The organism is Clostridium sp. (assembly GCF_036639235.1).
Lineage (GTDB): Bacteria > Bacillota > Clostridia > Clostridiales > Caloramatoraceae > Clostridium_AB.
Map to the genome: position 1 here is coordinate 23,158 of NZ_JAVWJB010000009.1, position 8,037 is coordinate 31,194.

Annotated in this window: 11 protein-coding genes; all 11 read left to right on the forward strand. The window is 32.7% G+C overall.

Annotated elements, in window-relative coordinates; genetic code table 11:
- Positions 1 to 3: 3 nt before the first annotated feature.
- Positions 4 to 2,244, forward strand: coding sequence for a flagellar filament capping protein FliD (gene fliD, locus RR539_RS04135; RefSeq protein ID WP_332483458.1), 2,241 nt, complete (start codon positions 4 to 6; stop codon positions 2,242 to 2,244).
- Between the two features lie 3 nt (positions 2,245 to 2,247).
- Positions 2,248 to 2,619 (forward strand): hypothetical protein, encoded by a 372-nt coding sequence (locus RR539_RS04140; RefSeq protein WP_332483459.1) that lies wholly within the window; start codon positions 2,248 to 2,250, stop codon positions 2,617 to 2,619.
- 51 nt (positions 2,620 to 2,670) lie between these two features.
- Positions 2,671 to 2,997: a flagellar protein FlaG gene (locus RR539_RS04145; RefSeq protein ID WP_332473725.1), complete on the forward strand. Its 327-nt coding sequence runs from the start codon at positions 2,671 to 2,673 to the stop codon at positions 2,995 to 2,997.
- 11 nt (positions 2,998 to 3,008) lie between these two features.
- Complete coding sequence (locus tag RR539_RS04150) at positions 3,009 to 3,365, forward strand: hypothetical protein (protein ID WP_332500223.1); 357 nt, start codon at positions 3,009 to 3,011, stop codon at positions 3,363 to 3,365.
- Between the two features lie 11 nt (positions 3,366 to 3,376).
- The gene (gene fliS, locus RR539_RS04155; protein ID WP_332473723.1) at positions 3,377 to 3,757 is read left to right on the forward strand and encodes a flagellar export chaperone FliS; all 381 of its coding nucleotides are present in this window, start codon (positions 3,377 to 3,379) and stop codon (positions 3,755 to 3,757) included.
- A gap of 296 nt (positions 3,758 to 4,053) precedes the next feature.
- Complete coding sequence (flgB, locus tag RR539_RS04160) at positions 4,054 to 4,461, forward strand: flagellar basal body rod protein FlgB (RefSeq protein ID WP_332473722.1); 408 nt, start codon at positions 4,054 to 4,056, stop codon at positions 4,459 to 4,461.
- Positions 4,462 to 4,463: 2 nt separating this feature from the next.
- Positions 4,464 to 4,889, forward strand: a complete 426-nt coding sequence (flgC, locus tag RR539_RS04165; RefSeq protein ID WP_332473721.1) for a flagellar basal body rod protein FlgC — start codon at positions 4,464 to 4,466, stop codon at positions 4,887 to 4,889.
- A 10-nt stretch (positions 4,890 to 4,899) separates the two neighbouring features.
- Entirely contained in the window at positions 4,900 to 5,202 is a 303-nt protein-coding gene (gene fliE, locus RR539_RS04170; protein ID WP_332473720.1) for a flagellar hook-basal body complex protein FliE, read from the forward strand.
- A 28-nt stretch (positions 5,203 to 5,230) separates the two neighbouring features.
- On the forward strand, positions 5,231 to 6,808 hold the full coding sequence (fliF, locus tag RR539_RS04175; protein WP_332474919.1) for a flagellar basal-body MS-ring/collar protein FliF: 1,578 nt from the start codon (positions 5,231 to 5,233) through the stop codon (positions 6,806 to 6,808).
- A 4-nt stretch (positions 6,809 to 6,812) separates the two neighbouring features.
- Entirely contained in the window at positions 6,813 to 7,826 is a 1,014-nt protein-coding gene (fliG, locus tag RR539_RS04180; RefSeq protein WP_332474918.1) for a flagellar motor switch protein FliG, read from the forward strand.
- On the forward strand, positions 7,810 to 8,037 hold a 228-nt coding region (locus RR539_RS04185; RefSeq protein WP_332474917.1), incomplete at its 3' end, for a hypothetical protein. The genes fliG and RR539_RS04185, both read left to right, overlap by 17 nt.

Sequence of the window (8,037 nt, forward strand, 5' to 3'; positions counted from 1 at the left end):
ATTATGGTTATGAGAATAGGTGGACTTGCAACTGGTCTTGATACAGATTCTGTTATAAAGCAGATGCTTATGAAGGACCAGGAAAAGGTAGACAAGGTAAAGGGAGAAAAGCAGGTCCTTCAATGGAAGCAGGAAATATATAGAGATGTAATTGGAAACATAAATAAATTCAAATCAAAGTATTTTGATGTACTTAATAAGGGAAGTTTTGCACTTAGTCCAGATTTTTTCTCAAGTTTGACTAGTAAGGTAGTTGGAGATAGCTACGGACTTGTTAATATTAAGCCAACTAATACTGCAAAGCCAGGTAGATATGAGGTAACAGTTAATCAAAATGCTACAGGTGCAAAGGCTGAGTCAACGTTAACTACGTTAACAGGTGGTAAAGTTAGTAATACTACAAAGCTTAGTGAAATTGGTGATGTTGGAGATGGTAAGCTTAACATTAAGTATGGGAATAATGCAGAGGTTACAATTAATGTTGATGCTAACACAACAGTTGGTGATTTAGTTAAGAAAATTAATTCAGATCCAGCCCTTAAGGGTAAAGTGTCAGCAAACTTTAGTGAGATTTCAGGTAAGATAGCTATAGAAACTGTTGACACAGGGGTAAACCAAAAGTTATCAATATCAGGTGGTGCTATTGGCGCCCTTAAGATGACAGGTGGTGCGAATGGAACAATTAACTCAACAGCTAAGGATGTTTTAACACATTCTCTTTCAAGCGGTGTACTTAAGATTAATGGGAATTTGGCTACGGGAGCTAATACCTTAGCCGATCTTGGTATTACGGGACCTATTAAAGTGCAGCTAGCTGATGGAAGCTTGAAAGAAATTCCAAACACTACAACACTTAGTGGTATGGCGGATCTTACTAAACCAGGTGGTCCACTAGAGAATACTGGTATAACTGCAAGCTATAATGAAACAACAGGAAAATTATCATTTATTAATACTGAAGGTAAACCTTCTTTTAAGGTAGTTGGGAGTAACGATGATCTTAAAAAGCTAGGACTTGTTTCAGGTGCTGAAACTGAGGTTACAAGTACGGGGACAAAAACTTCTACAAGATACGATTTAGGAATTACCCCAAGTAATAATATTACGCAGGTTAGTATTAATGGTAAAGCTGTAACATTACCAGCCTTTGATGGAGTGGATATAAATGTATATGCAGCATCATTAAATGAAGCTGCAGGAGCATTAAATGGAACAGGTGTTACTGCTGAAGTTGTTGATGGTAAGATGGTTTTAACATCTAAAACTGCATTTAGCATGTCAGGAACATCAGCTGATCTTGCGAATATAGGTTATTCAAATTTAGTTGGTATAACTGGTGGTAAAAATGCTGAGGTATCAATAACATTACCAGATGGTACTAAAAGTACTATAGTGAATGAAAAGAATATATTTACAATAGATGGACTAACATTCGATATTAAGGGAATGGATCCATCTAAAAAGATAGTATTTAACATAGAGTCTGATGTTGATAAGGCAATGGACAATATTAAGGGGTTTGTTAAGGACTATAATGACATGATAGATAGTATAGCTTCTAAGATATATCAAAAGAAGCAATACACATATAAGCCTTTAACAGAAGAACAGAAAAAGGATATGTCAGAGGAAGAAATTAAAAATTGGGAAGAAAAGTGTAAGGAAGGAATTATTAAAAGTGATCCTTCACTTGAAAAAATGCTTTCAGAAATGAGACAAGCATTCTTCGCACCTGTAAGTGGAGTTAATATATCACTTAAGGATATAGGACTTTCAACATCAAGTGACTATACACAAAGAGGAAAAATAGAGATAGATGAAGGAAAGCTTAGACAGGCTTTAATGGAAAAACCAGATGATGTTGCAGCACTTTTCACTAAGGATAATGCAGCAACTCCCTATGATAAGGATAAGGGATATGCAGGTAATGCAAATAGAAGAGATAATGTAGGAATTTTCCAAAGGTTAAATGATATTGTTGAGGATTCTATAAGAGTTACAAGAAATACTAACGGTAAAAAAGGTAGCCTTATAGAAATAGCAGGTATTAAAGGTGATAGCTCCGACTTTAAAAACTCAATTGCGGATAGGGTTAAATCTAAGGATGATATGCTAAGAGAGCTTGTTCGTAAGATGGGAGATAAGGAAAAGAGGCTTTATGCTAAGTTTTCTAGACTTGAAACAATGATGAATAACTATAATTCTCAAACATCATGGCTTCAACAACAGATAGGTGGTATGTAATAGGTGGACTTACTTAAGAAGTATTTAAGAGAATATCTTAATATAACACAAAGTATTAATAGCTTACTTGAAGCTGATATAGAGGAGCATCTAGATAAGCTAGATAGCTTAATTGAGAGTAGAGAAAATATTAAAGAAGAAATAAATAAATTAGCTTTTACAAAGGAAGAATTTAAGTCAATAGTTGATGAAATAGGTTTAATAGATGAAGATGAAAAAATGGGAGTTCTTTTAAGTAGTAATTTAGACTCTACAAAAGGGGAAATAGAGACTAATAAAAAAGAGATGAATAACATTTCAAAGCAAAGAATAATAAGTAATAAGTATATGAATTTTAATCCAATTGATCCTGTTTTTTTAAGTAAAAAATACTAGCTATAGGGGGGAATTACCCCGTATAGCCTCTATATATACGGAGGTGTAAAGGTGGAAATTTCATCAGTATCTTGTAATCCTTCTTTTGATACGAAGCATTTTGAGAAAAATGTAGCTACTATTAAAGAAGAGATTGGAGAAGTTGTAAAAACGGATAAGAAAGATTTAGAAAATAAAATTGTTAAAGCTAACAAAATGATTAATAGTGACAAGACGCACCTAAAATTTGAAATACATGAGAAAACACATGATGTAATGATAAAAATCATACAATCAGATACTGGAGAAGTTATAAGAGAACTTCCTCCAGAAAAGTTAGTAGATATGATTGCAAAAATTTGCGAAATGGCAGGACTATTTATAGATAAAAAGATATAGGAGGATACCTGTTGGCTATAAATCTTTTTACCCTTGATTATTCTGACCCTAATATAGTAAAAGTTATGCAGCAGAAAGCTATACAAACTGTTAAAAAGGGAACAGAGTCTCAAAGGCCTAATAATAGTAAAAAAGATAACAAAAGAGGATTTAGTAAAGATAAGCAAGAAATACATGGCAGGGAATTAGTACTAATATTTAATAAACTAGATTTAAAGTTTGAGTATATAATTGAAAAAGATAGAATTTTAATAAGAGTCCTTGATAAGGATTATAACCTGATTTTAGAAGAGGTAATTGACAACCTTTATGATTTGTTATTATCAATTAAAAGGGATACAGGTAAAATAATTGACTTAAAAATTTAGAGGTGAAGTTAATGAATAATACTAATGCATTAAACGCATATCAAAGTAATAGTGTAAATACTGCTTCAAAGGAGAAGTTGCTATTAATGCTTTTAGATGGACTTGTTAAATTTATGAAGCAAGGTATTTCTGGACTTGAAGAAGAAAATATTAAAAAGTCTAACGAAAATTTTAAAAAGGCACAAAGTATTTTACTAGAGCTTAAGTCAACACTTGACCTTAACAAGGGTGGAGAAATTGGAAGGTCATTAAATTTACTTTATGACTATATATATAGAAGAGCTGTAGAAGCTAATATAAAAAAAGATAAAGAAATAGCAGAAGAGGTATTAGAATTCTGTATAGAAATTAGAGAAACTTTTAATGAAGCTTATAAGAAATTAAAGCCATAAATTATAAAAAAGCTTTCAAAACTGTAAAAACAACTTAAAAAGTATAGTTTTTACATGTTTTTGAAGGTTTTTTTTATTTTGTGTAGAAATTACAGTGGTAAAAGAGTTAAAATAAGTGTATAGATTAAGTTTTATGTAAATATAATAAATTATTATATTAAAAGTTAAAAAATATAAAAATAAGTAAAAATATATATTTATGCTTTATTTTTGGTTTAAAATAGTATAAAATAATTTTAATGAGATAATTAATTATATTTTAAAAAAAATTAAAAAATATAATAAAGGAGAAAAATATGGCTGGTACAATCGACTCAATTACCTATGATCTGATAAAAGGTGCAGTTGATGCTAGTGCTGCAAGGGGACAGGTAATATCAAATAATATATCAAATGTTAACACTCCTAAATTTAAAGTATCTAGCGTTAAGTTTGAAGAGAACCTGGCAAGTGCTTTAAGCGGAGATAGTATTAGTATGAAACTAACAAATAGAAAACATATACCAGACGAAAGTAATTCTCTAAATGGGTATACAGTTGTTAAAGACGAAAAGACAAGTTTGAGACCTGATGGGAATAATGTAGATATAGAGAAAGAAATGGTAGATTTAGCCTCTAATAATATGTACTATAATTTTTTAGTATCTAGATTAAACGGTAAAATTTCATCTAAGCGTCACGTAATAAGTGAAGGGAGAAAATAAAAATGGGGTTATTTGATTCACTTACAATAAGTTCAACAGGACTTACTGCTGAAAGAATGAGAATGGATGTAATATCTAATAATATTGCAAACATAGAAACAACAAGAACTAAAAATGGGGGACCTTATGTTAGAAAAACAGTAAGCTTTGAGGAAAATCTTACAAGAAGCTTTTCGACAGTAAAAGACAAAAAAAGCATGGGTGTTAAGGTATCATCTATACAGGAGGATAAATCAACACCTCTTAAAAGAGTATATAATCCGACCCATGCAGATGCAGGGGCAGATGGATATGTTACTATGCCAAATGTTAATCCTTTAAATGAAATGGTAGATCTAATTACCGCATCAAGGGGATATGAGGCAAACGTTACAGCTTTAAACACTAATAAGCAAATGTTTATGAAGTCATTAGAAATTGGAAGGTAGGTAAATTTAAATGAGAGTTGATGGAATAGGGACACTATTCGATTCCCAAATAAATAAACTGCAGAATAATAAGACTGAAAATATCGAAAATACTAAAGGTTTTGGAGATTTTGTCAAAGATGCACTAAATAAGGTTAACGACAAGATGATAAAGTCGGATGATTTAACTCAAAAAGCAATCCTTGGACAAGTCGATAATGTTCATGAAGTTTTAGTAGCTGCTGAGGAGGCTAGACTCTCTCTTGAGTTAACAGTCCAAATAAGAAATAAAATTGTCGAGGCATATCAAGAAATAAATAGAATGCAATTTTAAAATTTAAGCAACTAAAGGAGTACTATATATGAACAGATTTCTCGAATTTTTCAAAGATAAGTTTGAGAAGTGGAAGGCATGGTCTAAAATTAAAAAAATTACTTCAGTATCTATTGGGGCATTGCTAATTGCATCGTTAATAATTGGAGTAGTTTATGCTACACGAACAGAATATGCTACACTTTTTTCAAACTTAGAGGTTGCGGATTCGAATAAGGTTGTTGAGAAACTAAAGACAGATAAGATTCCATACAAAATCGAAGGAAATGCTATATTAGTTCCTAATGAGAAGGTAGATGAACTTAGAATGTCATCATTATCAGATGGTACGGTGTCTTCAGGAACTGGATTTGAATTATTTGATCAAAGTGCAATTGGTATGACGGATAAGGAAGCAAGTGTTAAGTACCAAAGAGCACTTCAAGGGGAACTTGAAAGATCTATTGCTACATTTGAGGAAGTAGAAAAGGCTAAGGTCCTAATCAATCTTCCAGAGGAAACAGTGTTTACTAAAGACACTGAAAAGGGAAGTGCTTCTGTAACTTTAACCCTAACAGGTAGTGGAAAGCTTAAAGAAGAAAAGGTAAAAGCAATTATAGCTTTAGTTACAGGAAGTACAAAGAATATTCCACAGGAAAATGTAGAAGTGGTTGATAGTAAAATGAATCTTTTGTCAGATGGTTTATTTGATGAAAATGAAAATGGAACTGTTGCGACTAGTAAACAGTATGAACAGGAAAAATATTTTGAAAAGTCACTAGAAAAAGAAGTTATGGAAAGTTTAGAGTCAATGTTTGGTCAAGGAAAGGTTAGAGTTAATATGAATGCAGATCTTGATTTTGACTCTAAAAAGGTCACAGCTATAACATATGATAAAGACAATGTAATTCCTATAAGCGTTAAAGAATATAAAGAGACTGCTAAGGATAATGGAAATGGTGCTACAACACCAGGAGTTGATACTAATACTGGAGTTACCTACCCTAATTCAAATGGAAGTAATGGGTCAAGTACATCAGAAAGAACTGAAACTATTACTAATAATGAAGCAGGTACAACCGAGGAAATAGTTGTAAAGGCTCCAGGTGAGGTTAGAAGACTTACAGCATCAGTTATGATTGATGGGAATTTATCAGAGGCACAAAAAGCATCGGTTAGGAATATGGTAGCTGCAGCGGTAGGATATGATTCAGTTAATAGACGTGATGTTATAAACGTTGATTCTATGGTATTTGATGAAGATGCTAAGAGAGCTGAGGAAGCTGCAAAGAAGGCTCTTGAGCAGGAAGAAGCTAAAAAGGAACTTATAAGAAATATTTTATTAATTGCAGTTGGACTAGCTCTAGTAGTAGGAAGCATAGTAGCTCTACTTATCTGGAGAAAGAAAAAGTATCAAGATGAGGATGAAGAACTTCTTACAGGAGGAAATATTGATATGGCAGATGGAACATCACCACTTGCACCTTCAGAATACTCACCTGTACTTGATGAAAATGAAGATGAATACAAGATGAATCTTGAAAAAGAAATTAGAAGTTATGCAGCTAAAAAGCCTGAACAGGTTGTTGATATAATTAAAACTTGGTTATCAGAGGATGAGAGGTGATGAGATGGCTACAACTACTAAGTTAACTGGGGTACAGAAGGCAGCTATTCTTTTTGTAACTTTAGGACCAGATGCATCAGCTCCTATAATAAAAAGTCTACCAGAGGCTGAAATACAAAAGATAACATTTGAAATAGCTAATATGCCTAAAATAAAAAGAGAATTAAAAGAAGAAGTTTTAAGAGAGTTTGTTGATTTAAATAAAGCTAAGGACTTTATTATCGAAGGTGGATTCGACTATGCTAAGAACCTGTTAAGCAAGGCTCTTGGAAGTCAAAGGGCACTAGAAATAATAGAAAAGGTTTCAGAGGTTACTCAGCAGTATAGACCCTTTGCAATTGCGAGAAAGGCAGATGCTAATCAGCTTTTAAATGTTATACAAAATGAGCATCCACAAACAATAGCACTTATACTTTGCCACCTTCAGTCTGAAAGAGCAGCACAAATACTGTCAGGTCTTTCAGATGAGCTTCAAGCAGAGGTTGCAAAAAGAGTAGCAACTATGAGTAATACTTCTCCTATAGTAATTGAGGAAGTAGAGAGGGTACTTGAGAAGAAGTTATCAGGTGTTATAAGATCAGAGGCAACAGTAATTGGAGGTATACAGTCACTTGTTGATATTCTAAATGGAGTTGATAGGGGTACTGAAAAATCAATTATTGAAGAACTTGATCGTGATGAGCCAGAACTTGCTGAAAAAATCAGAGAATCTATGTTTGTATTTGAAGATGTTATTACCCTTGGAAATGCATCAATCCAAAGAATTTTACGTGAGGTTGATGTTAGAGAACTTGCACTTGCTCTTAAGGGATCTTCAGAGGAAGTTGCAAGCATTATTTACAAGAATATGTCGAAAAGAGCTGCACAGACCCTTAAGGAGGACATTGAGTTCCTAGGGCCTGTAAGATTAATAGATGTAGAAAAAGCACAACAATCTATTGTATCAATAGTTAGAAGACTAGACGATACTGGAGAAATAGTAATTTCAAGAGGTGGAGAAGATGCCATCATTGTATAGTAATGTAATTAGAGGTAAGGAGATTAGCGATAAAAAGCTAATCTCACCTCCTATATTAGAGACAATATATTCAAAGGAAATTGAAGAAAAAAGTACTGATGTAGTAAAACCAGAGGTTGATATAGACAGTATATATAAAGCTATTGAGAAAGAGGCCCGTGAAAAGGGTAATGAGATAATTAAGGAATATGAAAATAGGGCTCAGGAAATT